Raw genomic sequence first — 24,720 nt, 5'->3', positions numbered from 1 at the left:
TTACGCTATAAAAAAAAAGGCCAGCAAATTAATGCTAGCCCCATTATGATAAAGTTAACCTCTACTGCTCTTTCATACTCTGATGAATTTCATTCATCTCTTCGTATTTCTTCTGGAAACTTTCATCCTCATTACGGAACCGGAAATAAAGGTTTCTAAGGGTCTCAACAACCTCAGGGCTGCTTGGATTTAGCTTGTAAGCCTTTTCCATGGGTTTAATACTTTTCTTAAACTCAGCATTTGCCTTAGCCATAACCTCGTCATATCTGTCAACTTCTCTGGCTGGAACCTTATTGGCTTCCTCCAGCAGTTTTACCCCCTGGTTGAAGTAAAGGGCTGCAAGGTTGTACTGTGCATCAAAAAACTCTGGATTAAGCTCAATTGCCTTAATGTAAGCAGCCATAGCCTTATCGGTATTATCTAGTTTATCGTGAAGTGTCCCCTCAGCAAAATGAAGCGATGGCTCATTGGGGTCGGTCTCCATTGCCTGATGGATATACTCGAGCACTAGCTGTGGGTCATCACCCTGTGCAATGTAGTAGTTAATTAGACCATACAAAACTGCTTGGTTCTTAGGATATTTTACAAACCCTTCCTTAAGGTACTCAACTCCCTCCTTGGCTTTACCAAGTTGAGAGTAAGCTTCAAATATATTGTAATATATGTTGCCATCGGTACCATAATTATATTCTAAGGCTTTCTTGTATAGTCTAATAGCCTTTTCATTATCGCCACCAACCTGGGCCGATAGTCCAGCATAGTATATAACAACAGTATCAACATAGTTAACAAGAGGATGCTCACCTATTTCCACTGCAATCTCAAAGTACTCCGCAGATTTCAGGTAATTTTTCTTGGTATAGTTGCTTGTTCCTTCGGTTACATACATGTACTTAAGCTTGTTAAGATTTTCAGAAAGGCTTTTGTCTGCCCTTCCCTTATCGTCGAGCTCTTTTGCTTTTAGGAAGCTGTCGTAGGCTACCCTAAGTGGATTTTCTACTAGCTCGTCGGTGAAAGTCCAGTACTCGAGCACTCCATTAATGAAGTAGAAATTAACCCTATCCATTTTGTACTCAGTAACCATTTGGCCATCAATTTCCTTTTCAGTTTCCTCCTTGGGCGTTCCAACAATTATGTTAAATTCACTAATCGACATACCTGTTGTGGCACTTAATGTCATTGCATCGTATATATCAAACATAAGTTCGCCATGCGAAAGCCATGTTTTGTACCTTGTGCTGCGTTTCTCGTGCTCAAGGTTACTATTACTTTTTTCGATTTTTCTCTCTAATGAGCTGAAGTTAACCTGCTTTGATGTTTGGGCAAACACGCTGCTCGCCATAACAACTACAGATAAAAATAAAATTATTCGTTTCATCATGTTTTGGTTTATGATTAATAATCAATTTATTGTTCTAGTACAATACTATGTAAAGTAATGGTTAGTTTTCACTCTCATCTTGTACTTCATTAACAGCTTGGTCTTGATCCACTTCTGGAGCTGCATCTACCTTTGTTACTGCTGCAATGGTGTCGCCATTCCTAAGGTTTATTAGCTTAACGCCTTGTGTTGCTCTACCAGCAAGTCTAACATCGGAAACTGCAAGCCTAATGGTTATGCCGCTTTTGTTGATAATCATCAGGTCGTTACTGTCCGAAGCAGCCTTAACAGCAATTAGCTTACCAGTTTTTTCGGTGATATTGATGGTCTTTACTCCTTTTCCACCTCTATTGGTAATTCGATAATCATCAAAACTTGAACGTTTGCCATACCCCTTCTCTGAAACCACCAGAATATCAACCTTTTCTTCATTGTTAACACAAACCATGCCAATCACCTCGTCATCGGGGCTTATGGATATTCCCCTCACTCCTCCTCCAGTTCTTCCTATGGCTCGAACAAGGTTCTCGGGGAACTTAATGGCTTTGCCATTCTTTGCAGCAAGCATCATATGGCAGTTGCCATCGGTTAAGCATGCCTCCAGCAGCTGATCACCATCCTTTACGGTGATGGCAATTACACCATTTTGTCGTGGACGGCTATAAGCCTCAAGCGAGGTTTTCTTAATTATGCCCTTCTTTGTTCCCAAAATGATGAAATTTTTACTCACATACTCGGGATCATTCAAAGTTTTTACGTTGATGTAAGCCTTAACCTTATCCTCTGGCTCAATATTGATAAGGTTTTGGATTGCGCGACCTTTAGATGATTTGGCGCCTTCGGGAATCTCGTACACCTTGAGCCAGAAGCACTTCCCATTCTCGGTAAAGAAAAGCATGGTGTTGTGCATTGAGGCAACAAAAAGGTGCTCTATAAAGTCCTCATCGCGAGCTGCTACACCTTTGGTGCCTACCCCTCCCCTTGCCTGTAACCTGTACTCAGTAAGCGGAGTACGCTTAATGTACCCGAGATGCGAAATGGTAATTACTACATCCTCATCAGCATAAAAATCCTCTGGGTTAAACTCCTCGGCATCGGGAACTATTTGTGTTCTTCGAGCATCACCATACTTAGCCTTCACCTCGAGCAGTTCATCCTTTATTATTTTCATCTGGAGTGTTTCGTCCTGGAGAACCTGATTGTAGTACTCAATCATTTTCATTAGCTCGGCGTGTTCCTCCTTCACCTTATCGCGCTCAAGACCGGTTAGGCTTCTTAGCCTCATATCGATGATGGCACGGGCCTGTAGATCCGACAGGTCAAAGCGCTCCATTAATTTCTCACGAGCCTCCTCGGGGGTTTGTGCTGCGCGGATAATTGCAATTACCTCATCGATGTTGTCGATGGCAATTAGTAAACCCTCAAGGATATGAGCACGTTTCTGCGCCTGATCGAGCTCGTAATGTGTACGACGAATGATAACATCATGTCGATGGCTCACGAACAACCTGATGAGATCCTTAAGGTTTAGCAGCTTAGGCCTTCCATCAACCAGGGCTATGTTGTTTATTGAGAAAGAGGATTGTAGCTGAGATTGTTTGAACAAGTTGTTCAGCACAACATTGGCAACAGCCTCCCTCTTAAGTATTATTACAACTCGTGTTCCGTTCCTGTCCGATTCGTCATTGATGTAGCTGATCCCCTCAATCTTCTTCTCGTTAATAAGGTCGGCGATCTTTTTGATCATATCGGCCTTATTCACCATGTATGGGGTTTCGGTTACTATAATTTTTGCACGCCCCGACTCGGTTTGCTCAATCTCGGTGGCAGAGCGAATAACAACCCTACCCTTGCCGGTGCGGTATGCATCCTTGATGCCCTGAATACCGTAAATAATACCTCCAGTTGGGAAATCGGGTCCGTGCAGATACTTGATAAGATCTTCAATATCAATATCCTTGTTATCGATATATGCACAGGTTGCGTCTACCACCTCCGACAGGTTATGTGGAGGCATATTGGTAGCCATTCCCACTGCAATACCAGAGGTGCCGTTAACAAGCAATAAGGGTATTCGTGTGGGTAGAACAGTAGGCTCCTCCAACGAGTCATCGAAGTTTAGCCTAAAATCGACTGTGTTCTTATCCAAATCGGCCAGGACATCATCCGATATCTTTTGCAAGCGCGCTTCCGTGTAACGCATTGCTGCGGGGCTGTCCCCATCAATTGACCCGAAGTTACCTTGCCCCTCAACCAGTGGGTATCGAAGCGACCAAATTTGAGCCATCCTAACCATAGCATCGTATACCGACGAGTCGCCATGAGGGTGATACTTACCTAAAACCTCACCCACAATACGGGCCGATTTCTTGTAGGATTTTCCTGATGATAACCCTAACCCCGTCATACCAAACAAAACGCGGCGGTGAACTGGTTTTAATCCATCTCTAACATCGGGCAATGCTCTTGATACAATTACCGACATTGAGTAATCAATGTAGGCAGTCTTCATCTCCTCCTCGATGTTAACCACTTTAATTTTATCTTCTCCAGTCATTTATAAAAGTATTACTTTAATAAAAACGGTTTACTTCATACCAAATTTAAAACCCGCTAATGTACCAATTTTATCTTATAAAACAGCCCAAGCTACACACTATTTATCAACATATTTACAGGCTACTCCGTTGCTGGTTTTTATGCTTAATTTTCTCTGAAAATCATATGAGCTAAGCAGCGAGCTATTTCAATGGTAAGCAATAAGTTTGGTTTTTGATAAAGAAATATTTTACGAAATGTTAGCTCAATTTGGCAACATAGAGTTGGTAAATCTGTTATACTGTATTACTTTAGTATCGGAAAAATTTAATGAATAAATGGACTACAAATTTTCAAATAAGATTAAAGAGGTGTTGAGCTATAGCCGCGAAGAGGCTGTAAGACTAGGAAACTCGAGCATTGGAACAGAACATCTGTTTTTGGGTATCCTTCGCGATGGTGAGGGTATGGCCATTAATATCTTGCTTGAGCTTGGAATCAACCTTTCCGAAGCCAAGGATCAAATAGAAACCAAGATTAGGGGGGCAGAACAATCCTCTCCTCTAGTCGATCCCGATAGCCTCCCGCTTTTCAAATCAGCCGAAAGAGTGCTTAAACTGGTAACACTAGTTGCCCGGGAGCTCAAAACTGAAAATATTAATACAGCGCATCTTTTACTTGCTATACTTAAAGACGAGAATAGCCTGGTAACACAGATGCTTGATGAAAAAAATATTGATTACTATACTGTTAAAGCAGAGATGAAACCTGAGATTATTGAAACAAAAGCAGAATTCTCCGATGAGGACGATGAGCGATCGTTTGGAGGAACACCCAGAGGGCCACAGCCCACCCCCGGAAAACCTGCTAGCGATACACCTGTTCTAGATAACTTTGGCATTGATTTAACCAAGGCCGCAGAGGAGAATAGGCTCGACCCTATTGTTGGGCGCGAAAAGGAGATTGAACGCATTGCCCAAATTCTTAGCCGTAGAAAGAAGAATAATCCAATACTTATAGGGGAGCCAGGTGTTGGTAAATCGGCCATTGCCGAGGGGTTAGCTATGCGAATAGCCAAGCGTAAAGTATCTCGCGTACTGTTTAACAAGCGCGTGGTAACCCTCGACTTGGCCTCAATAGTTGCAGGTACTAAGTATCGTGGTCAGTTTGAGGAGCGGATGAAGGCCATTCTAAACGAGCTCTCAAAAACCCAGGATGTTATCCTTTTCATCGATGAAATTCATACCATTGTTGGTGCTGGAGGTGCCACAGGATCGTTGGATGCTGCCAATATGCTTAAACCAGCGCTTGCCCGTGGCGAGCTGCAATGCATTGGGGCAACTACCCTCGACGAGTACCGTGAGCACATTGAGAAGGATGGTGCCTTAGAGCGTCGTTTTCAAAAGGTAATGGTTGAGCCAACCTCGCCAGATGAAACCGTTGAAATTCTCAACAAGATTAAGGAACGATACGAGGATCACCATAATGTTTCTTACACACCAGAGGCCATTGATGCCTGCGTTAAGCTCACCATGCGCTACATTTCCGATAGGCACCTGCCCGATAAGGCCATTGACGCCCTAGACGAGTCGGGGTCGCGAGTACATATCTCAAACATCAAGGTTCCTGAGAAAATAATTGCTTTAGAAAAGCAGATAGAAGAGGCTAAGGCCGAGAAACTTAAGGCTGTAAAGAATCAAGATTTTGAATCGGCTGCCAGCTTCAGGGATCGCGAGAAGCAGTTCCTAGAGCAACTCGAGCGTGAGCAGCAGCGTTGGGAGCGTGAGCTGGTTAAGCATCGTGAGATAGTAGATGACGAAAAGGTGGCCGAGGTGGTTGCCATGATGACCGGTGTTCCGGTTCAGCGCATTGCCCAAGCCGAGGGTACACGATTGCTAAAGATGGGCGAAGAGCTAAAGGACTCGGTTATTGGGCAGGATGAGGCCATCGGAAAGATAGTAAAATCGATTCAGCGTAACCGTGCTGGGCTTAAGGATCCCAATAAACCCATTGGAACCTTTGTTTTCCTTGGGCCAACGGGTGTTGGTAAAACCCAGCTGGCTAAGGTGCTTGCAAAATATTTGTTCGATACCACCGATAACCTTATCCGCATAGATATGAGTGAGTATATGGAGAAATTCTCTGTATCGCGCCTTATTGGAGCGCCTCCAGGCTATGTGGGTTATGAGGAAGGTGGCCAGCTTACCGAAAAGGTTAGGCGTAAGCCCTACTCCGTAGTTCTTCTCGATGAGATTGAAAAAGCACACCCCGATGTGTTCCATATTCTGCTTCAGGTGCTCGATGAAGGTCAGCTAACCGATAGCTTGGGGCGCAGGGTGGACTTTAAGAATACCATCATCATCATGACCTCAAATATTGGTACCCGAGAGCTGAAAGATTTTGGTCAGGGTGTAGGTTTCAAAACCAACACTAGCGAGTCGGCCAATAACGATTATGCCAAGAGCATAATTCAAAAGGCCCTTAAGAAAGCGTTTGCTCCCGAATTCCTTAACAGGATTGATGATGTTATTATGTTCAACTCGCTTACTCGTAATGATATACACAAGATTATCGATATTGAGCTTAAGGGACTATTCGAAAGGATACATAATTTGGGATATATCATTGAGCTGACAAAAACCGCTAAGGATTTTGTGGCCGAAAAAGGTTACGATGTGCAGTATGGAGCCAGACCATTGAAACGCGCAATACAAAAATACCTTGAGGATGAGATGGCTGAGGTAATTATAAAGAGCGAGATTAAGGTTGGCGATACCATTTGCGTTGATTACAACAAGAAGGAGGATGAGATTGTAATCAAAATAAAGAAAAATGAGAACCCTAAAGAGGTAAAACCTGATCCTGAGTCGACTAACTAGAATCTTTTATGCTTAAACGCCCTTTTTAGGGCGTTTTTTTGTATAAACGCTGAACAAACGAATGCAGTATGGCGTTTGTAAAACAAAAATCAATAACACACTTAAAAACGAGATACAGCTATGAGTAAGAAAATTACATTCGGAGGCAACCCGGTTACCCTAACTGGGAACGAGATTAAGGTTGGCGATAAGGCTCCAGGTTTTAACCTGCTTAATGATGCGCTTAAGCCCTCAAATCTAAATGATTACAAAGGTAAGGTTAAGTTGCTTTCCATATTCCCATCCATTGACACAGGCGTTTGCTCAATGCAGACCCGCAAGTTTAATCAAGAGGCAGCCCAGTTTGGCGACAAGGTAGCATTTCTGGCCATTTCGGCCGATTTACCCTTTGCGCTAAAGCGTTTCTGCGGAGCAGAAGGTATTAACAACCTTGTAGCCCTTTCGGATCATCGCGAGATGGATTTTGGAAAGAACTATGGTTTTCACATCAGCGAGCTAAGGCTTCTGGCCAGAGGAGTTGTTATTATTGATGCTAACGATGTGATTCAATACGTTGAAATAGTTCCTGAAATTGGCAATGAGCCCAACTACGATGCTGCCATTGGCAAGCTTAAGGAGTTGGTTTAGCCTTTAGTATGCAGTGTTATATGGTATCAATGTGCATTGATCCAGTTTGCTAATAAAGGATTGATTTATTGAAAGCAAAAGGCTGATGAGTTATGAGTTTTCATCAGCCTTTCGTGCTTTATAGGATGCAATAAGAGACTAATTCGCCGTAGAGATCGTAGTCGGCTACATCCACAATTCTGCAGCTTACAAAATCGCCAGATTTTAATATAACCGATTGGTTTTTAGCAATAAGTACCTCCTGATCCACCTCGGGCGAGTCGAATTCGGTGCGTCCGACATAGTAATCAGCCTCTTCCCTATCAACAATTACCCTGAATATTTTACCGAGCCTTAACCTATTGTTTTCTAACGATATTTGCTGTTGTAAGTCCATAATTTGTTCAACTCTACTCTGCTTTACCTCCTCAGGAACATCATCGGGTAAGGTTGCCGAATGGGTTCCCTCCTCCTCGGAGTAGGCAAATACGCCAAGCCTATCGAACTTCATCACTCTAACAAACTCAAGCAGCTCGTTAAAATCATCCTCACTCTCCCCTGGATGCCCTACTAGTAGTGTTGTTCGAATGGCCACTTCGGGAACTTCTTTTCGCAGTCTTTCGATGAATTGGAGTGTTTCATCGCGGTTTATTCCACGTCGCATTGCCTTTAGCACGTTGGTGCTAATGTGCTGAAAAGGGATATCGATATACTTGCAAACCTTGGGATTGCTCCGCATCACGGTAAGCAGCTCCATTGGGAAACCCGTTGGGTATGCATAATGGACTCTAATCCACTCTAACCCATCTACCTTACTCAGCTCAGTTATAAGCTCGGGGAGCTTTCTTTCCCCATAAATATCTTTTCCATAAAATGTTGAATCTTGGGCAATTAGCATAATCTCCTTAACTCCTTGGTTAACCAGAAATTGGGCCTCCTCCACCAGATCAGGAATTGGTTTAGATACGTGCTTACCCCGAATTAGTGGAATGGCACAGTATGAGCAGCCCCAAGAACATCCCTCGGATATCTTTAGAAATGCATAATGGCTTGGTGTGGTTATATGCCTTTGGTTTAGATGCTTATCACTAATGCTGGTATTCAAACTTCTTAGGATTTCTGGCATATCGGTAACTCCAAAAAAGCCATCAACCTCGGGAATTTCCTCTGCTAGCTCCTCCCTGTAGCGTTGCGATAGGCATCCCATAACAAAAACCTTATCGATTTGGTGTTGCTTTTTTGCCTCTACAAACGATAGAATGGTGTCGATTGACTCCTCCTTGGCATCGGCAATAAATCCACAGGTATTAATAACAACAACCCTTGCAGAGGTGTCGTTAGAATCGAAAACCACCTCCCAGCCCCCAACCTCCAGCTGCTTCATCAGATATTCCGAGTCTACCACGTTCTTTGAACAGCCCATGGTAACTACATTTATCTTTCTATTACCCATATATGTTTATTTGCTATTTATGCTGCGAAAAACAAAATGCAAAGGTAAGAATAGTTAAAAAATAACGATATTTACCCACGAAAATCCATATAAACCAAAAAAATCAGCTATGCTATCGACAAAGGACATTGAGCAGCTTCAGAAAACAGGTATATCTAAAGAGACGGTTGAGCAGCAGCTTAACAACTTTGTAAAGGGATTCCCATTCCTCGATATTATAAAGCCTGCCGTGGTGGGTGATGGCATAATCCGCTTGGAGTGTAGCGAGGTCGACGATTTAGCGGACCTCTTTAAAAGCTACGAGGGGAAGCTAACCAAGTTTGTGCCCGCCTCGGGTGCAGCCACAAGGATGTTTAAGCATCTTTTCGAGTTTATTGATGAGTATCCCGAAAAACAAGAAGAATGTTTTGAAGATAAGGGCTTTGACTCAACCTGGAACTTTTTTGAGAATATCAGAAAATTTGCTTTTTATTCCGATTTAAAAGCAGAGCTAGTAAAGAATAAATATAATATTGATGAGCTTATTGAGCACAAGGACTATACCACAATAGTAAAAGCCTTGCTCCAGCCCTACGCCTTGAACTATGGAAATTTGCCTAAGGGTTTAATTAAGTTTCACAACTACCCCAACTACACACGCACAGCCCTTGAGGAACATATAGTTGAAGGCGCACAGTACGCCCGTATGCCCAATGGCGATGTAGATATTCACCTCACCGTTTCGCCAGAGCATAGAGCTGGATTTGAAAAATTGGTTTCAGAGGTATTGCCTCGATATCAAGAGGTTCATGGCGTAAACTTTACCATTCAGTTCTCCGAACAAAAACAATCTACAGATACCATTGCAGCCGAAGAGGACAATAACCCTTTCCGCAATGGGGATGGCGGGCTGGTGTTTCGTCCGGGTGGCCACGGGGCGCTAATCGAAAATTTGAACGAGTTAGAAACGGAGCTAGTTTTTATTAAGAATATTGATAATGTGGTTCCCGATAGGCTTAAACCACAAACGGTGCTTTACAAAAAGGCTTTGGCGGGACTGTTGGTAAGTTACCAAAGTCTTGTTTTCGACTACCTAAGCCAGCTACAGGAACAGGAAACTCCATCGGAAGAGTTTCTGCATGAGGTGCTCGACTTTACCATTGAGGAGCTATGTATATTGCCACCCACTGGCTTAAACCTATCCGATACTATGGCGCTTCACTCCTACCTTACCGAAAAACTCAATAGGCCTATCCGCGTATGCGGAATGGTTAAAAACGTGGGCGAACCAGGTGGTGGGCCTTTCTGGGCTGCAAACCCCGATGGATCCATCTCGCTACAAATTGTGGAATCGTCACAGATTGATATGGGTGATCCTCAGAAAAAAAACATTTTTGAATCATCAACCCACTTTAACCCAGTTGACCTTATTTGCGGAATAGTTGATGTGGATGGAGAAAAGTTTGATCTGCTTAAGTTTCGCGACCCCAATACGGGTTTTATCTCCCTAAAAAGCAAGGATGGCAGGCCACTAAAAGCTCAGGAGTTGCCAGGACTATGGAATGGCGCCATGAGCAACTGGATTACCATATTTGTAGAGGTTCCATTAATCACCTTTAACCCTGTAAAAACGGTGAACGATTTGCTTCGTGAGGAGCATCAGGGGTAAAGCGAGTTACGAGAAGCGGGTTGTGGATATGTTAGCATCCAGAGGGCGGACTAGCAGGCTGGATGATTGATTGACCTGCCAGTGGCCTGTCTACCTACAGCCTGTCTGCGGTAGGCAGGGTAGAGCGGGCAGGTTGAATGATTGAGTGATTGGGTGATTGGGTGATTGAATTGTGACTTAAACGGTCACGGGTGACAAGTTGCGAGTTGCGAGTGGTTAGCTACTCTAACCTGCTTGCCTAGATACAAAAGGTTGAAAGCAAAGCTTGCAATACTTGTCCAAATACTTTTACGGGAGAGCGATCTACTGTAGGATGATAAAAATAAGGGCTGCCGAGAACGGCAGCCCTTACTCAATATGGGTTGGTTTGTTGGTTAGCGTTTATAACAGGAATAGTGTTACAAAGCGCTGCTGGGATTTCTTTCGTTCCAAGGCCTCCAAGAGCGAGTTCTCCAGGTTTTAATGTAGCGGGCAATGTACTCGTCGAGAGGTTCGGCTAGAACAATTTTCACCCCGTCCTTTGCTTTCCAACGATCGTCGGTTGAACCAAATCCGCCAGCTATCCACTCGAACTTAACGGCGTAGTTACCCAGCGATTTAACGGTACCTGCTTCGAGATTAATCTTAACGGGCTCGTCAAGTTCAACCAGCTGCTTTATATGGTAAGAATTGTTGGCAAACGGTTCGTAGCTCATTATAAAGTTAGGGTTATTAATCTCCTTTTTATACTCCTCGAGCTTACCATAGTCAACGTAAACGTGGTAAAAACCCACCAATGTGTACTCCCCAGCCGTTAAATTTTCCGAATAGAAGATGTTGTTCACATCGGCCGCCGAATCGTACTTCCTAAAGGGGATAATTTCACCATCAGGCCCCTTAACAACCGGTGCCCAGCCGGTGGCATTGTTGTTAAGCACAATTTCGTAGCCACTGCCATCGGCCTTCTCGCGACCAAATTGCAGTACAAGAAGGCTCATATCGTCCCCAGTGGGTCTGTCGACCTGAGGAAAAAGCTGTGCATATCCAGCCGATAGGCCAAAGTAAATAGATGCTACTAGTAGTAATGTAATTCGTTTCATAGTTAAATCCTCCTGTGATTTGTTAGGTTATTAAGTGTTATTTGTTTGTTTATGACACATATACTCTTTATTATTAAGTTGTTACTTTTAATTCTTAACTATCCTTGAAACAAAAGTATCACCCTTAGAATTCGTAATGCTTAGAATATACACTCCTGATTTAAGTGTAGATGTACTAATAGTGGTATTCCCATTTAAAAATATATCAACAACTCGCTGTCCTGCAATGTTTGTTATTACAACACGCTCGTTCCCTTCGGCATCACTAATTGAAATATGATTTGAAAATGGATTTGGATAAGCTCTTGGTTTTACAGCTTGAGTAAAAGTAGTTGCAGAAGCAGTATCGAACTCCACATGAACCGTATGGTTTGAAGTAACCGAAACGAATTCGTAGGTTAAGGTTTCAGCATCCCAGTTTTCATCATTTTCCAAATTTATTTGATTTCCATCAACGCTTAATGTTGCAATTACATATCCCTCATTGGGTGTAATCACAAAGGATTGTGAGTTTCCGTGCTCAACCACTACATTGCCTTCAGGGCTTATGCCTCCGTTATCACCTGTGCTTGCAGTGATAATGTACTCAATTACCTCAAAGCCAGCCCACAGTTCCACGTTTCCTATCTCAGTAATTTGGGTTACAGCATTGCCCGTTAGTTCGGCATTATTGAACCAACCCGCAAAGGTGTAGCCATCCTTGGTGGCATCTGAAAGGGTAATGTCCAAATCCTCTATGGTGAAGGTGGCGGGATTGGCGTGCGTTCCGCCGTCTGCATGGTAAGTAATGTTATAAACAATCGCTTCAAACTTAGCCCACAGCTCCACATTCCCAATCTCTGTGATTTGCGTTACGGCATCGCCTGTTAGTTCTGCATTATCGAACCAACCAGCAAAGGTGTAGCCATTCTTAGTGGCATCCACAAGGGTAATGTCCAAATCCTCTATGGTGAAGTTCTCAGGATTGGCGTGCGTTCCGCCGTCTGCATGGTAGGTGATGGTGTACTCGATGACCTCAAAGCTGGCCCACAGCTCCACGTCGCCTATCTCGGTAATTTGGGTTACGGCCTCGCCCGTTAGCTCGGCATTGCCGAACCAGCCCGCAAAGGTGTAGCCATCCTTGGTGGCATTCGCAAGGGTAATGTCCAGATCCTCTATGGTGAAGGTGGCGGGATTGGCGTGCGTTCCGCCGTCTGCATGGTAGGTGATGGTGTACTCAATGGCCTCAAAGCTGGCCCACAGCTCCACATTCCCAATCTCTGTGATTTGCGTTACGGCATCGCCTGTTAGTTCTGCATTATCGAACCAACCCGCAAAGGTGTAGCCATCCTTGGTGGCATTCGCAAGGGTAATGTCCAAATCCTCTATGGTGAAGGTGGCAGGATTGGCGTGTGTTCCGCCGTCTGCATGGTAGGTTATTGTATAAAGCTGCAATACCGAACCACTAACTGCTATGTTTTGTGTTGAAGCACCTGCACTTTCAACGGTAATTTTCCCAGAATGATCACCTAAACTTGCCGAAGCGGCAATTCGTACATAAATTATTTGATCAGCGATAACTCCACCAGTGTGAGATACCGTTAAGCTCTGTGCATAAGTGTTACCATCTAATGAAACCTCAAAATGGGTTGGAGCGGTAATAGTTGCATCGGTAGTTAAATTTCTGGCTGATAATGAAAAAGTTTCTGCATTAGAAGCTGTACCTGCTAGGGTTGTAAATGGTGTTAACTTGTCAGTACAAACAAGTATTGGTGATGGATTGTCAAAAACAGCAATATAAGGTCGATTTTCCCCTCCTATAGAATGGAAAGTTCCTGCTACATAAAGATCATAACCAGATATGGCTATTGAACTAACACCAGCATAGTTAGGGTTTGGGTTCCAAGTTTCATCTGCAACTCCAGTGGTAATATTGAGTTTGGCAATACCGTTTCGGTTTTCTCCGCCAATAATTTTAAACCCCCCTCCTACATATATGTCGCTGCCAGAAATGGCCAATGTAGTAACATAATACTCTGCATTAGGATCCCAGGAAGCATCGGCATTTCCGTTGGTATTATTTAGTTTGGCAATTCGATTACGGGTTTGCCCACCAATACTATTTGTTCCGTAAAACCACCCCCCAACATAAATATCGCTACCTAAAATAGCGATTGTATTTACTGTTGCGTTTGCATTTGGGTTCCATGTAGCATCTGCAGTACCATCAGTCTTATTGAGTTTGGCAATTCGATTTCGGGTTTGTCCGCCAATACTATTTGTTCCGTTAAACAATCCACCTACATAAATATCGTTGCCAGATATAGCAATTGTGGTTACTGCTCCACTGGCATTTGGATTCCACGAAGGATCTGCGGCACCATCAGTGTTATTGAGTCTAGCTATTCGATTTCGGGTTTGCCCGCCGATACTATTTGTTCCGTAAAACGATCCGCCTACATAAATTTCGTCGCCATTAATTAAGATTACTGAAACTGAATTGTTTGCATTTGGGTTCCAGGTAGCATCAGCCGCTCCATCAATTTTATTAAGTTTGGCAATATGGTTTCTGGGTTGCCCACCAATAGATGTAAACAGACCCCCTACTAATATATCGTCACCAAACAAGGCAATTGTAGAAACCCTGCTATTTGCATCCGGGTTCCATGTTTCATCGAGAGTTCCGTCCAAATTGCGAAAGCGAGCTATATGGTTTCGGGTTAATCCTCCGATAGAGGAAAAATCCCCACCTACGAATATATTTTCGCTGGTTATTGCAATCGCACTTACACCTCCGTTAGCATTTGGATCCCAGGTTTCATCGGCATTCCCGTTGGTTTTATTGAGCTTTGCAATTCGGTTTCGGTTTTGTCCACCAATAGTTGTAAAGCCTCCGCCTACATATATATTATCGTCAGAAACTGCGATTATTGAAACCCATTGATTTGAATTCGGGTTCCAGGTAGCATCGGCATCTCCGTTGGTGGTATTGAGCCTTGCTATTCGGTTTCTACTTTTACCACCAATAGAGGTGAACCCCCCACCTACGTATATATCCTCACCAGATATAGCGATTGTATTTACTCCAGCATTAGCATTGGGATTCCAAGTTTCATCGGCATTCCCGTTGGATTTATTGAGTTTAGCTATTCTGTTTCTGGACTGTCCGCCGATAGTGGTAAAATACCCCCCTACGTAGATATCGTCACCAGTGATAGCGATTGAGGAAACTCCATTGTTTGGATCTGGGTTCCAGGTTTCATCAGCATCACCGTTGGTATTATTAAGCTTGGCGATTCGGTTTCGGGGTTGTCCGCCAATAGAGGTAAAGTATCCACCTACATAAATATCGTCGCCAGACACAAGAATTGTATATACTGAGCTACTTGCATTTGGGTTCCATGTTTCATCAGCATTTCCGTTGGTTTTATTAAGTTTTGCAATACCGTTCCTACTTTGTCCCCCGATAGAGCTAAAGCTTCCACCCACATAAATATCATCACCAGAAATGGCGATTGTATAAATTTCGGGTATATCGTACTCATGACTGAAATTTGCATTCGGAGCCCAATCTAAGTTAACGGTTTTATCGGACTTTATATGTGCTATGTGGTTTCGCGATATCCCCCCAACGCTTGTAAAGTGGCCACCTATATACCAACCGCCATTGCCGTCAGGCACTGCTATACGAACAAATCCGTTTACTTCAGGTAAATCGGTTGCAACTAAACCTGTATTTATGTTAACTGTAGTACCACCTCTTGTTTTTGGCCCTATATAAGTAAAATCACCACCAATATAGGTGTAGGTGTCATCGCTTACAATATGACCTACTGAGGTATTTGGAATCCACCAATCTGTATTTTTGGCTGTTTGCGCACTGCTTCCAATTGTTATGAGAAGAAATGCTAAGGCTACAATTGTGAGTAGAGTTTTTTTCATAATTATTCCTCCTAGTATTTTGCTTGATTTATAGTAGGGTTTGTGAATTTAAAAAGTCGATAATTAGCTGGTTGTTCCCTTGGCTTACTGGTACTGCATCGGAATTGCTAAGGGTAACAAATGCGTTGCAATTAACGTAGGTTTTTAAGTATGCTATATTGATTAGGTGCGAAGGATGTGTTCGGATAAAACTATAATCACTCAAAGCCTCTGCAAGAGTTTCTATGGATATGCTGGCAGTTAGGAACAAACCCGTATCGAGATGAAACGTGCATTCCTTACCAACGCACTCAACACGTACTACATTGCTGATTGAAAGTACGCTATACACGCATCCTCTGGTTAAAACCTCTGTTTTTTGGTTGGAGTGAAAGAGCAATGGGGTATCGCTGTTACACCTGTGCAGCGGTAGGGTGCTAACTGCTTTCACATCAGCATCGAACCACAGCAGTAATGTCAAAGTATTGACATCTTCGCAAGTGGCATCAATACCCGTTTGTGCTGCAAGTATAACTTTGGGCATAAGCTAAATTTTGCACAAAGTAGCAGTAACGGTTTGCTAAAAAAAGGGGTAGCTATTATTTGGCTGGGTTGAGCTATTATTCGCTAGGATATATTTATTATTTGATTTTTGAATGGAAGCCATTATGCTGCTCAAGTAGGTATAATTACAAGTTGCTAAGCATCTTTAGCAGCTGTTCGCGCTTACGAACTGATATGGGCACCTGTGCACCATCGGCAAACGCCAGTACTCCCCCATCTATTTTATCAACTCGTACTATATGGTTAATGTTAACCAAATGGCTTTGGTGTACCCTCACAAAACCAAACTCTTGCAGCATGTCTTCAAAGTATTTCAGTGATTTTGATATCAGCAGCTTGGGCTGATTATCGAGAAGTACCTTGGTGTAGTTGCCATCGGCCTCGCACCGAACAATGCTTTGAATGGGCACCAGATGGATGCTCTCGTTGGTTTTGAGCACTATCTTCTTTTTGCCCTGACTGGGTGTTTCAACGTTCTCGAAAAAAGCTTTTAGCTTTACCGATATTTCATCGGACTCCTCGAGGGTAGTACTTAGCTTCTCAATGGCAGCCCTTAGCTCATTGGTGTTTATGGGCTTTAGGATATAGTCGAAAGCGCTAAACTTAATGGCCTCCAAGGCATGCTCTTCGAAGGCCGTAACAAATACCACCTTAAAGTCCATTTCGTTATCGAACATCTTTAGCAAATCGAATCCTGTGCCGTCGGGCATATTGATATCTAGAAAAACAGTGTTAGGCTTAAGGTTAGTAATGGCGACAAATGCTTCTTCAACCCCCGAAGCCTCACCCAACACAGAAACATCAGGAAAAAAGCGTTCAAGTATTGCCCTTAGCGTTTCCCTAGCCCTTGGTTCGTCATCAACCAGTAATGCTTTAATCATTGCTAACTCTATTATTATTGTTACTAATCTTATGGTCTACAATTGGTATGGTTATTTCCACACGTGTGCCTTGGCTGCCATGGTCACTGAGGTCAATAATATTTACCCCTGCGCTTTTTCCATATTTACCTGCAAAGCCCTTAATTCTATCGCGTGTAATTGATGTGGCGTAGCTAGTATGCGACATCCGTTTGCTTTTATTGATTTCTTTTGATTTAACAAGCCCAACGCCATCATCCTCTACAACAATCATAATGTTGCTACCCTCGGCCATAAAACGTACCTGAATATTTCCACTCCCTTCCTTATGCATAATACCGTGCTCAATGCTATTTTCGATAAAGGGTTGGGCTAGCATTGGGGGTAGCCATAAGTCAGCCCCCAAAAGATTAGGGTCAACTTCAATGGCGTAATCAATCTTATTAGGGAAACGCAACTTTTGCAATGTGAGGTAAAGCTCTAGCGTTTGTACCTCTTGCCCTAGCGATATAAAAGCGGATCGGGAATTCTCAAGTATTAAGCGCACTAATCGCGAGAATGAAGAGAGGTAATTCCCCGCCTCCTCGGGCTGATTGCGGTACATGAAGCTTTGAATAGCCGAAAGGCTGTTGAATATGAAATGGGGGTTCATTTGTGATATTAGCAGGCGTTGCTCCAGCTCCACGTTTAGCCTTGCAGCCTTTAGCTGTCGAATGTACGTGAAAGCATAGGCGCCAATGCCTCCAAGAACCAGGAACACTATGGCCAGCTTAAACCCAAGTGTTTGCCAAAGGGCAGGTTTAATCCGTATTATTAGGGTTGAGCTCTTATCGGATATTTTCCCATTGGGCATTAGCTGTGCAACCTGAAAAAGGTATCTTCCGGGCCTTACATTGGTGTAGGACACGCTAGACGACTGAGTAAGTGTCCAGGTTGGATCAACACCTTGTAGTTTGTAAGAGTATGTTGTTCCGTCTCCAAAGCCAAAATCGGCCGCCGAGAAGTTAATTGTGAAAAAGTTTTGCGTATGAGTAAGCTGGATTGTATCGTTGCTTACCATAAAGAAGTTCTGAGGGATCCCAAACAAATCGAAATGAGTAAAAGCAACATTCGTAGAGGTGTTGTTTACAGTTAAAATTTGATTTGGGTTGAATACCACCACCCCCTCCGAGGTGCCAAAAGCAAACCTGTTGTCGTTTAGCTTGACGCAGGCCTTAGAAAAATTGGTAGATGGAAAGCCATTAAATACGTTATAAACATCAAAACTAAAGGTTGATGGGTTTACAACCAGAAGACCATTGTTGGTACCTGCCCATACATTGCCTTTATGGTCTTCAACCAGCGATCGGATATCGAGCCCTGATGGAATATTCGAGATGTTTATAACAAAATCATCAACAATATAGCACAGCCCATTACGGGTGGCTACCCAAATCTTCCCGTCGGTTGCCTCCAGGGTTGTATTAACATAGTTGCTGGGAATCTCGGGCTCATAAAAATGCTTAATAATACCGGTGGATCTGCTTATCCTATTTAGCCCCATATTAGTTGTTCCAACCCAAATATCGCCATTAGCATCCTCCATTAACGATGAGGTGAGATGAGAGCTTAACCTATCGGAATCGGGAAGGTTTGTATTGATTATTTCACCTGTATTAATGTTTACTTGGTAATGGCCCACTTCCCCCACAACCCAAATTGTGCTATTGTTATACAGCGTAGCCGACTGTATGGACGTTCTAAAGCCCTCGGGGACATTACTAAATTGTATAGGGCTACTTGTGCCTGTGGTAGGGTTGTATTTGTATATCCCCAGCGGGCTAAATACCACAAGCTGCTTATCGTTCATAGTTAGTGTTGATGTAACAGGTACGCTAAGCGCCAAGTCACCTTCCCAACGACCCGAATCAGAGACTTTAATCTCATTGAGTTTAACCCGAAGCAAACCGCTTGATGTTGAAAGCCATAGATCACCTTTAACCACTTCAATGTGGTTTATGGGCCCAAACTCATCGAATAGAATTCTTTGGTATGAGTCGAGAGGCTTTTGGTAATCAATAGTTCCAATGTAAAGTTCCTTTTCGCCAATAAGCACAAGGGTATCGGAACTTATTAACTCTAGTTGTTTTATCCTGCCAGGAGGCAACTGTGAGGTAAACACAACGCTGCCAGAGCTGTCGAAAATTGTTAACTGCTCATGTTCTAGCAGCAACACCCTGTTTTGGCTTGATATTTTGACATCAATGGGCTCAATGTTTTTTTCATAAAACGATTGAAAACCATTTCCTTGATCCCAGGTGAATAGTCCCGAATTTGTGCTGAAAACAGATAGCCCCCTTCCGTTATTAGCCATACCATTTAGGGTGGTATATGAAAATGGCAAGTTCGTTTTGCTAACCCTATTCGACACGTCGCCCCGTTCCGGATGTGGGCTGAAGGCATATGACTTATACCTGCTATTATCATCGGAATAGTGATAAAGATAACCTGTGGTAGGCCTCGATAGCATAAAGTAGTTACCCGTTCCGTCATGCATAATTTTTTCTACGGGTAAATTGTATGGCTTATTGTAGGTTATGTAATGGTCTCCCGTAAACATTCCCTTATCCCTATCGAAATACATTACTCCTCTTGCTCCCCAAAGGCCAGCAATAAAATTACCCTCAGAATCTTCGAGAAACGCATTGTACCAGTCGGAGCGCAACGTATTTTGCTCGAGGGCATATCGTTTAAATGTCTTTGTTTTAGGATTGTAGCTATTGAAGCCCACTCCGGACCATAAACCAATCCATAGAATACCCTCCGAATCGAAGTAAAGCGATGAAATACGCTCCGACGAAAGCCAATTGTCGCTTCCTCGCTTCCCTTGAATCTGCTTGAATTCACTATGTCCAGGCTCGAGAATGCTAAGTCCATGGTGTGCTGTACCAACGTATAGCGTTCCATCAGTATCCTGGGCAATGGCAGTCACGTTATTGTCCGACAGACTTTTATCATCTCCAGGGATATGAAAATAGTAGCTAAAATTTTTGGAACGCTGGCTAAGCAGGCTTACCCCTTCGCGTGTCCCTGCCCAGATATTGCCCGCCTTATCGATATAAACCTTATTAATATGATTATGAACAATTGACTTGGGGTTGTTTTTATTATTCCTGTATGCTACAAATTGATTTTTTGCATCATCGTATTTTAGTAAACCAAATCCAGAGCCAAACCATAAAGCACCTGCGGTATCTTCAACCGCTGAGTAGCTCGATGAGGAATGGATCCTATTAAATTTTTCAGTATAGGGGAAAAACTCGTAAATTCCATCAAGCCCCATCACATACCATTTACCTTTTGAAGTTTCGTAAATGTCGGCCAAATCGTTTTCGCGCTTACCACCTGTATTTATATCACCTGAGTAGATATTGTGTATTGTTTCATTCCTTTTGTTAAGTTTTATGATTGGTGTATTCCTGCCGCCAACCCAAATATCTCCATGGCTGTCCTCAAAAATGGTATGATAGCGGTAGTAAGGTTGGGCACTGGCTATGTGTGAGTAGTGTTTCCATTTCTCTGTTTTTATATCAAAAGATGATAGAACCCCACCCAGGGTTTCAATCCACAATGTATTAGATTTAGCTGAAAAGTATAGCTTACGGATATGGTTTGTACGGGGTGAGTTTGGATCGCCTATAGTAGCTTGGAAATGTTGGATATTTCCATGGTCAAAGCTCAATCGGCATAGCCCATCCGTGGTTCCAATCCACAGAAAGTCTTGGCTGTCAATGGCTAAAGTTAGCACTGAGTTCCCAGGTATGCTGTTTGGATTTTCGGGATTATGAAAAAAGTTTACAAACGAATAGCCATCGTAGCGCGACAAACCATTCTCGGTCGCAAACCACATGAACCCATTCTTATCCTGAATAATATCGTTAACAGTATTATGGCTAAGACCATCCTGGACAGTATAATTAGCAAAACGCGAAAATCTATCAACATCAACTTGCTGTGTGAAAGCTGTTGATGTGAAAGCTAACAATATGGCTAAAAAGGCCTTGATTCGGGGAGAGATCATTGCAAAAGAATTAAATCCTTTGCCAAATTAAGCTTTTTTATCTAAAAATCATCTTTAGATAGTTAGGCAAAACAACAAATTGCTACTTTTGAGCACCTTGCGCAACCAAAAAAGTATGATAGACTTAAATAAGAAATTATGGCAATGGATTGCCATGCTTGCACTGGCCCTTATATGGGGAAGTTCGTTTATCCTCATGAAGAAGGGGTTGGTTGCTTTCTCTTTTACACAGGTTGCCGCCATCAGGGTTTTCTTTGGGTTTGTACTACTGCTTCCTGTAATCTATAGGCATTTGGGTAAAATTAACAAGGCAAACCTAAAGAACATTTCCATTGTGGGGTACGCTGGCATATTCTTTCCAGCATTCCTCTTTGCGCTTGCGCAAACCCATATCACTAGCGCCCTATCGGGTATGCTAAACAGCTCAGCAACCCTTTTTGCGCTAATTGTGGGTATACTATTTTACAAGAATAAGCCAACCCTAAACCAAGTAGTAGGTGTAATAATTGGTTTTATTGGTGCATTAGCATTGATAACGGGTGGAGACTTTAGCGCCATTTTTGGCACCAACTCCTATGCGCTATACGTAATAATTGCAACCATTGGCTATGGCATTAATGTGAACGAGGTAAAGTTTAAGCTGCCCAATATGAATGGTATTCAAATCACCAGCTTATCGTTCCTAACGGTTGGGCCAGTTGCTGGGGTAATCCTACTATTTACCGATTTAGGGACAGCATGGGAATCGCCCTATTTTTGGCAAAGCCTTGGGGCGGTGCTAGCATTATCGGCTTTTGGCTCGGTGCTATCGCTATTCGTATTCAACAATCTAATTCGTTACACCAATGCGCTTTTTGCCAGCTCGGTAACCTACATCATCCCTTTCTTTGCCATTCTGTGGGGCATTTCCGATGGAGAAACGGTAAACTTTGTACAAATCCTTGGCATCATAATCGTTCTGCTGGGCGTTTACATGGTAAACCGAAGGCAAAGGGTGAAAAGAGTATAGAAGAAACCTACGGCATATCTATCTCGTTAATCTTTTTTGGCTCCAGCATTTTATGTCTATCAATTTAGTTAACTTGCCTAAAAAGATAAAACATGGTACAAAAGATAAGTATTATCCTCTGCGGGGTGGCAATGGTTCTATTTAGTGCATGCTCATCCATCGAAATTGAGGAAGGTGTATCGTTAAGCCTTGCTCAAGAACGCAAATCCTCCATTAGTAACATAGAGTATAAGCTTCACTTCGATATCCCAAGTGAGATATCCGATAGCGTTGTTGGAGAGGTAGAAATATCGTTCGAAACGGTTAAAGCAATTCCCATAGTACTTGATTTTAGAGCCAAAAAATCTATGGTTAAATCGGTTATGCTTAAGGGTAAAGCCATTGAGTATAGGTTTCGGAACGGGCATATTATAATTCCCAAAAAGCATGTTGATGCTGGTATAAATACCTACCGAGTTAAATTTATCTCCAACGATGGGTCGCTTAATAGGCGTAACGATTTTTTATACACGCTGTTGGTTCCCGATAGGGCATCAACAGTATTTCCTTGCTTCGATCAGCCCGACCTAAAGGCAACTTTTAACCTTTCCCTAAACATTCCTTCTGCCTGGAACGCACTATCGAATGGGACAATTCATAATGTTGAAAATGTAAATGAAGAGATTAAGAACGTTCAGTTTGCTAACAATAAGCCTATTAGCACATACCTTTTTGCTTTTGCCGTTGGAAATTTTGGTTACGTGACCAGATCAGTTGGTGGTTATGAATTTACTGTGTATCATCGCGAAACCGATCAGCAAAAATTGGACAGAAATTTGCCCATACTGTTCGATTTGCACGCACAATCGCTCGGCTGGCTCGAGGAGTACACCGGCATTAAATATCCATACGAAAAGCTCGACTTTATCCTTATTCCCGGATTTCAGTACAGCGGAATGGAGCACCCCGGAGCAATTTACTACCGCGATAGTCGGTTGCTGCTCGATGAGCACCCCTCCGAGAGCCAGAAACTTAGGCAGGCCAATCTAATTGCACACGAGGTGGCACACCAATGGTTTGGTAATCTGGTTACCATGCGATGGTTCAACGACGTGTGGCTTAAGGAGGTTTTTGCAGGCTTTATGGCCGATCAAATAGTCAACCCACAGTACCCATCAATTAACCATGAGCTAAGCTTTATGCTATCGCATTTTCCCAGTGCCTACTCTGTGGATAGAACTAAAGGGGCAAACCCCATTGTGCAGCAGCTCGACAATATGCTTAATGCCGGCACCCTTTACGGCGATATAATATATCATAAAGCGCCTATAATGATGCAGCAGCTGGTGATGCTCATGGGGCACGAACCTTTCCAAAGAGGGGTGCAGGACTACCTTAAATCGTACCAGATGGGCAATGCCAGCTGGAGTGAGCTTGTGGATATACTTGACAAGTACACTGATATAAATTTGAAGGATTGGGCTCAAATATGGACTGAAAGGGTTGGTCGCCCTGCAGCATACTACTCGCTAGCAAACAACTCAAATATTTTAAGATTTGAGGCCTTAAATGCTACCCCCCTCCCTCCCATGCATATAGATATTTGTTTTGGCAACAAAGTGGAGCAAACCCAGCAGCTTTGGCTGCAGGAACTACCTGCCTCGATACAGGTTGAGCCGCCGGCTGACAGGCCAATTGCATTAACAGTGAATAGCGGTGGAATGGCCTACGGGTACTTTATGCCCGACAGCTTAACGCTAATCAAGATGCTGCAGAAAGGGTTGTTTTCGGCAAATGCTGTTGCACGAGCAGCTCAGCACCTATCGTTACACGAGATGCTGCTCGATGGTCATATCGATGTTGATAAATACATCCGTATGGTTACTGCTTGTATTAAAACCGAGACTGAGCCACAGATACAAAACTACCTGCTTAACGTGCTACCCAACGTATTCTGGCGCTTCACAAATCAGGAGATTCGCGACAATTTGGCCGATAGTATTGAAGAAATGCTTTGGAGTATGGTTAACAGTAAACAGCCTATAGAGCAACGCAGAGCAGCCCTATCGACTCTGTTTTCGGTTTTTACATCCAATGAATCGTTTAGCAGGTTATACTCGGGGTGGGCTCAGCAAAAGGTGTGCAGCATTCCGCTAAGCGAGAATGAGCGTACCCGTCTTGCTTACGAGCTAATGATACGCAAACCCGATCTTTACCATACCATTGCGTTTGGCGAAATTGAACGTATAAACAATCCCGACAGGGTGGCGCAGTTTGATTTTACTCTCAATGCCGTTTCGCCCAACCCAAGCCATAGGGTCGATTTTTTCGAAAAATTGGCAGATCCTGCAAACCGAAAGCCCGAACCTTGGGTTGCCGAAGCGCTCAGGTGGTTACATCATCCCCTACGCTCCGATTTTGGCATTCGGTTTATTGAGCCCTCGCTCAATATGCTTCCCGAAATCCAGCGCACGGGCGATATATTCTTCCCTAAGAGTTGGCTCGATGCCACCCTATGGGGACACTCATCGCCCGAAGCACTAGAGGTGGTTGAAAGTTGGCTTGAGGCAAACCCCAACCTTTCGCCTAATCTAAAAATGAAGCTACTCCAATCGGCCGATATGCTTTATAGGGCAAACAATAGGCAAAGTGAGTAATACGAAACGAGGGTGTCCATAAACTGGCACCCTCTTTTTTATTTATAAAGTCTTGTCGTTTTAGAATTTCACTTGAACTAGCACCAAATTCATTATTTGCCTTCTTT

The 24,720-nt window shown here is 43.2% G+C and carries 13 protein-coding genes; 5 read left to right on the top strand and 8 right to left on the bottom strand.

Features of this window, described 5'->3' with window-relative positions:
* Positions 1-61: 61 nt before the first annotated feature.
* Together G8O23_RS07250 and gyrA are read right to left on the bottom strand one after the other, a co-directional pair.
* Positions 62-1,378: a tetratricopeptide repeat protein gene (locus G8O23_RS07250; RefSeq protein WP_166363267.1), complete on the bottom strand. Its 1,317-nt coding sequence runs from the start codon at positions 1,376-1,378 to the stop codon at positions 62-64.
* A gap of 64 nt (positions 1,379-1,442) precedes the next feature.
* Entirely contained in the window at positions 1,443-3,938 is a 2,496-nt protein-coding gene (gyrA, locus tag G8O23_RS07245) for a DNA gyrase subunit A (RefSeq protein WP_166363265.1), read from the bottom strand.
* Positions 3,939-4,257: 319 nt separating this feature from the next.
* Between gyrA and G8O23_RS07240 the strand changes: the two genes are divergently transcribed.
* Both G8O23_RS07240 and tpx read left to right on the top strand, forming a co-directional pair.
* Complete coding sequence (locus tag G8O23_RS07240) at positions 4,258-6,798, top strand: ATP-dependent Clp protease ATP-binding subunit (protein ID WP_166363263.1); 2,541 nt, start codon at positions 4,258-4,260, stop codon at positions 6,796-6,798.
* Between the two features lie 120 nt (positions 6,799-6,918).
* Positions 6,919-7,425 (top strand): thiol peroxidase, encoded by a 507-nt coding sequence (tpx, locus tag G8O23_RS07235; RefSeq protein WP_166363260.1) that lies wholly within the window; start codon positions 6,919-6,921, stop codon positions 7,423-7,425.
* 118 nt (positions 7,426-7,543) lie between these two features.
* Here the strand turns inward: tpx and rimO are convergent, their stop codons facing one another.
* Positions 7,544-8,857 (bottom strand): 30S ribosomal protein S12 methylthiotransferase RimO, encoded by a 1,314-nt coding sequence (gene rimO, locus G8O23_RS07230; RefSeq protein ID WP_166363258.1) that lies wholly within the window; start codon positions 8,855-8,857, stop codon positions 7,544-7,546.
* 109 nt (positions 8,858-8,966) lie between these two features.
* On the opposite strand from rimO, the gene G8O23_RS07225 reads away from it, so the two are divergent.
* Entirely contained in the window at positions 8,967-10,505 is a 1,539-nt protein-coding gene (locus tag G8O23_RS07225; RefSeq protein ID WP_166363256.1) for a DUF4301 family protein, read from the top strand.
* 398 nt (positions 10,506-10,903) lie between these two features.
* Here the strand turns inward: G8O23_RS07225 and G8O23_RS07220 are convergent, their stop codons facing one another.
* The 5 genes from G8O23_RS07220 to G8O23_RS07200 form a co-directional block, all read right to left on the bottom strand.
* Positions 10,904-11,584 carry a hypothetical protein gene (locus G8O23_RS07220; RefSeq protein ID WP_166363254.1) on the bottom strand — a complete coding sequence of 227 codons (681 nt, stop codon included), beginning with the start codon at positions 11,582-11,584 and terminating at the stop codon, positions 10,904-10,906.
* 87 nt (positions 11,585-11,671) lie between these two features.
* Complete coding sequence (locus G8O23_RS07215) at positions 11,672-15,505, bottom strand: InlB B-repeat-containing protein (RefSeq protein WP_166363252.1); 3,834 nt, start codon at positions 15,503-15,505, stop codon at positions 11,672-11,674.
* Positions 15,506-15,533: 28 nt separating this feature from the next.
* Positions 15,534-16,028, bottom strand: a complete 495-nt coding sequence (locus G8O23_RS07210) for a LytTR family DNA-binding domain-containing protein (protein WP_166363250.1) — start codon at positions 16,026-16,028, stop codon at positions 15,534-15,536.
* Between the two features lie 145 nt (positions 16,029-16,173).
* On the bottom strand, positions 16,174-16,929 hold the full coding sequence (locus G8O23_RS07205; RefSeq protein WP_166363248.1) for a LytR/AlgR family response regulator transcription factor: 756 nt from the start codon (positions 16,927-16,929) through the stop codon (positions 16,174-16,176).
* Positions 16,922-20,968 (bottom strand): sensor histidine kinase, encoded by a 4,047-nt coding sequence (locus G8O23_RS07200; RefSeq protein ID WP_166363246.1) that lies wholly within the window; start codon positions 20,966-20,968, stop codon positions 16,922-16,924. Before G8O23_RS07200 ends, G8O23_RS07205 begins: the two co-directional genes overlap by 8 nt.
* A gap of 115 nt (positions 20,969-21,083) precedes the next feature.
* Here G8O23_RS07200 and G8O23_RS07195 point away from each other — a divergent pair, with 115 nt between their 5' ends.
* Both G8O23_RS07195 and G8O23_RS07190 read left to right on the top strand, forming a co-directional pair.
* Entirely contained in the window at positions 21,084-21,977 is an 894-nt protein-coding gene (locus G8O23_RS07195) for a DMT family transporter (RefSeq protein WP_166363244.1), read from the top strand.
* Between the two features lie 92 nt (positions 21,978-22,069).
* Complete coding sequence (locus G8O23_RS07190) at positions 22,070-24,613, top strand: M1 family metallopeptidase (protein WP_166363242.1); 2,544 nt, start codon at positions 22,070-22,072, stop codon at positions 24,611-24,613.
* The last annotated feature ends 107 nt before the right edge of the window (positions 24,614-24,720 follow it).

Origin of the sequence: Perlabentimonas gracilis, assembly GCF_011174675.1 — a bacterium.
In the GTDB taxonomy this organism is placed as follows: Bacteria; Bacteroidota; Bacteroidia; order Bacteroidales; family Tenuifilaceae; genus Perlabentimonas; species Perlabentimonas gracilis.
The sequence above is the reverse complement of the archived record's forward strand: the minus strand, read 5'-3'. Positions and strand labels throughout refer to the sequence as shown.

What these genes read in the sequence shown, in the direction of transcription:
- G8O23_RS07190 (WP_166363242.1), top strand. Translation starts at nt 22,070, where the DNA reads ATGGTACAAAAGATAAGTATTATCCTCTGCGGGGTGGCAATGGTTCTA.
- G8O23_RS07210 (WP_166363250.1), bottom strand. Translation starts at nt 16,028, where the DNA reads ATGCCCAAAGTTATACTTGCAGCACAAACGGGTATTGATGCCACTTGC.
- G8O23_RS07215 (WP_166363252.1), bottom strand. Translation starts at nt 15,505, where the DNA reads ATGAAAAAAACTCTACTCACAATTGTAGCCTTAGCATTTCTTCTCATA.
- G8O23_RS07200 (WP_166363246.1), bottom strand. Translation starts at nt 20,968, where the DNA reads ATGATCTCTCCCCGAATCAAGGCCTTTTTAGCCATATTGTTAGCTTTC.
- G8O23_RS07195 (WP_166363244.1), top strand. Translation starts at nt 21,084, where the DNA reads ATGATAGACTTAAATAAGAAATTATGGCAATGGATTGCCATGCTTGCA.
- G8O23_RS07250 (WP_166363267.1), bottom strand. Translation starts at nt 1,378, where the DNA reads ATGAAACGAATAATTTTATTTTTATCTGTAGTTGTTATGGCGAGCAGC.
- rimO (WP_166363258.1), bottom strand. Translation starts at nt 8,857, where the DNA reads ATGGGTAATAGAAAGATAAATGTAGTTACCATGGGCTGTTCAAAGAAC.
- G8O23_RS07240 (WP_166363263.1), top strand. Translation starts at nt 4,258, where the DNA reads ATGGACTACAAATTTTCAAATAAGATTAAAGAGGTGTTGAGCTATAGC.
- G8O23_RS07225 (WP_166363256.1), top strand. Translation starts at nt 8,967, where the DNA reads ATGCTATCGACAAAGGACATTGAGCAGCTTCAGAAAACAGGTATATCT.
- gyrA (WP_166363265.1), bottom strand. Translation starts at nt 3,938, where the DNA reads ATGACTGGAGAAGATAAAATTAAAGTGGTTAACATCGAGGAGGAGATG.
- G8O23_RS07220 (WP_166363254.1), bottom strand. Translation starts at nt 11,584, where the DNA reads ATGAAACGAATTACATTACTACTAGTAGCATCTATTTACTTTGGCCTA.
- G8O23_RS07205 (WP_166363248.1), bottom strand. Translation starts at nt 16,929, where the DNA reads ATGATTAAAGCATTACTGGTTGATGACGAACCAAGGGCTAGGGAAACG.
- tpx (WP_166363260.1), top strand. Translation starts at nt 6,919, where the DNA reads ATGAGTAAGAAAATTACATTCGGAGGCAACCCGGTTACCCTAACTGGG.